Origin of the sequence: Streptomyces sp. KR55, from assembly GCF_052245645.1 — a bacterium.
GTDB classification, from domain to species: Bacteria; Actinomycetota; Actinomycetes; order Streptomycetales; family Streptomycetaceae; genus Streptomyces; species Streptomyces flavusporus.
Map to the genome: position 1 here is coordinate 1 of NZ_JBQQCE010000853.1, position 1,923 is coordinate 1,923.

Sequence of the window (1,923 nt, forward strand, 5' to 3'; positions counted from 1 at the left end):
TGCGTGGATGCCTCCCCCATCCGCGCGAAAAAGTGCCTCTATGGCTTTCGTCAAGCTGTGGTGGGAGTCGGGGGCTCATAGAAGGTGCCGTCTCTGAGCATTGCGAAGAGCACGTCGATGCGTCGTCGGGCAAGGGCGATCAGGGCTGCGACGTGGTGCTTCCCTTCGCGGCGCTTCCTGTCGTAGTAGGCCCGTGACTCCGGTTGTGAAAGCGAGGCGAACGCGGCGAGGTAAAAGGCGCGTTTGAGCTGCTTGTTGCCTCGTCGGGCGGGGTGTTCACCACGGATGGAGGAGCCAGAGGCACGGGTGACCGGGGCCAGGCCGGCATAGGCGGCCAGGTGTCCGGCCGTGGCGAAGGCGCTGCCGTCGCCGACGTCGATGAGGATGCGGGCGGCGGTCCTGACCCCGATGCCGGGCATGGAGGTCAGGACCGCGGAAAGAGGGTGAGCCTCCAGAAGTTCCTCGATCCTCGCGGCGAGGAGCCTGCGCTGGTCCAGCACGGAGCCAAGCGTGGAGACGAGACTGGGGATGATCAGGGCGGCCGCGTCGGTGCCCGGAACGACCACGCTCTGCTCGTCGAGCGCGGTGAAGATGTCCTCGACCAGGCGCTCGGCCATCCGCGGCGCCTTCGGCCGCAGCAGTGCGACCAGCCTGCGTCGCCCTGCTTTCCTGAGCTGGGCCGGGGAGCCGAAGCGTTCGAGCAGTATGAGCACGGCGGGGTGGTCCAGGCGAGGGCCAACGACCTTTTCCAGCGGTGGATGGATCTGTGTCAACAGGCCCCGCAGGCGGTTCTTGGTCCGCGTCGCCTCGGTGGCCAGGTCGTCGTCGAACCCGGTGAGCATCTCCAGCTCGGCCACGGTCTCGTCGGCTGGTTCAACGGCACGCAGTGTGTGCGGCATTGCTCGGGCGGCGTCCGCGATGACGTGCGCGTCGCGCGCATCGGTCTTGGCCTCACCCGGGTAGAGGTCGGCGATGCGCCGCATCGTCAGGCCCGGGAGATAGGCGACGCGGCAGCCCGCGTCGCGGGCCACGGCCAGAGGCAGCGCGCCTATGGAGGCGGGCTGGTCGACCACCACCAGAACGGTGCCGTGTTTGGTCTGGAGCCTGGTGAACACCTCACGAAGCTTCGGTTCGGTGTTGGGTAGCCGCTTGTCGAAGACCTTTTTCCCCTCTGGGGTCAGCGCCGTGGCATGGTGTTCGCCTTTGCCGACGTCCAGACCCAGGTAGACGTCGATCTCACCGTCAGCGGTCACGTGTTTGCTCCTGTGCTGCTCGTGCTCTCCCAGCCCTCACCTGCGGCATCAGCGTGCCGGCATCCACGTTACGAAGAGACTGCCTCCCCCGTCCGGGATCGGTGCTCGGGCCTCTAATCAGCGGTCTGCCAATGCCTTCGATCCCGGTGACACCACTTTTTCGATCATCATCGACGAGGGGGCGAAGTCATGCCGGGGCCGAAGGCCGGGAACCTCATTGCGAGGCCACGAAGAAGGTAACGGGGGCGAGGCCACCGGTCCGTCGCCGGTCGACCGCGGGAAGACAGGCAGTAAGCACCATCTGATCTGCGACGGCAGGGGCACCCCGCTCAAGGTCATCACCACCGCGGCCGACGTCAACGACGTCACCCGGACCCTGGCCCTGGTCGACGGCATCCCGCCGGTGGCCGGCAAGCCCGGACGGCCGCGCCGCCGGCCCGACGCCCTGCTCGGCGACAAGGGATACGACAGCAACCCCAACCGGCGCGAGCTGTGCAGGCGCCGGATCCTGCCGGTGATCTCCCGCAAAGGGGCCCCGAACATCAAGGACCTGGGCAAGCTCCGCTACGTCGTCCAGCAGACCTTCTCGCTCCTGCACCACTTCAAGCGCCTGGCCGTCCGCTGGGAAAGACGCCTCGACCTCCACGACGCCCTCGTCTCCCTCGCCTGC

The 1,923-nt window shown here is 67.5% G+C and carries 2 protein-coding genes; one reads left to right on the top strand and one right to left on the bottom strand.

Features of this window, described 5'->3' with window-relative positions; all coding sequences use genetic code 11:
* Positions 1-50 precede the first annotated feature (50 nt).
* Positions 51-1,253 (bottom strand): IS110 family transposase, encoded by a 1,203-nt coding sequence (locus ACTWQJ_RS50950; protein WP_443313127.1) that lies wholly within the window; start codon positions 1,251-1,253, stop codon positions 51-53.
* A 217-nt stretch (positions 1,254-1,470) separates the two neighbouring features.
* Between ACTWQJ_RS50950 and ACTWQJ_RS50955 the strand changes: the two genes are divergently transcribed.
* A partial coding sequence (locus tag ACTWQJ_RS50955; protein WP_443313128.1) for a transposase occupies positions 1,471-1,923 on the top strand: 453 nt, incomplete at its 3' end.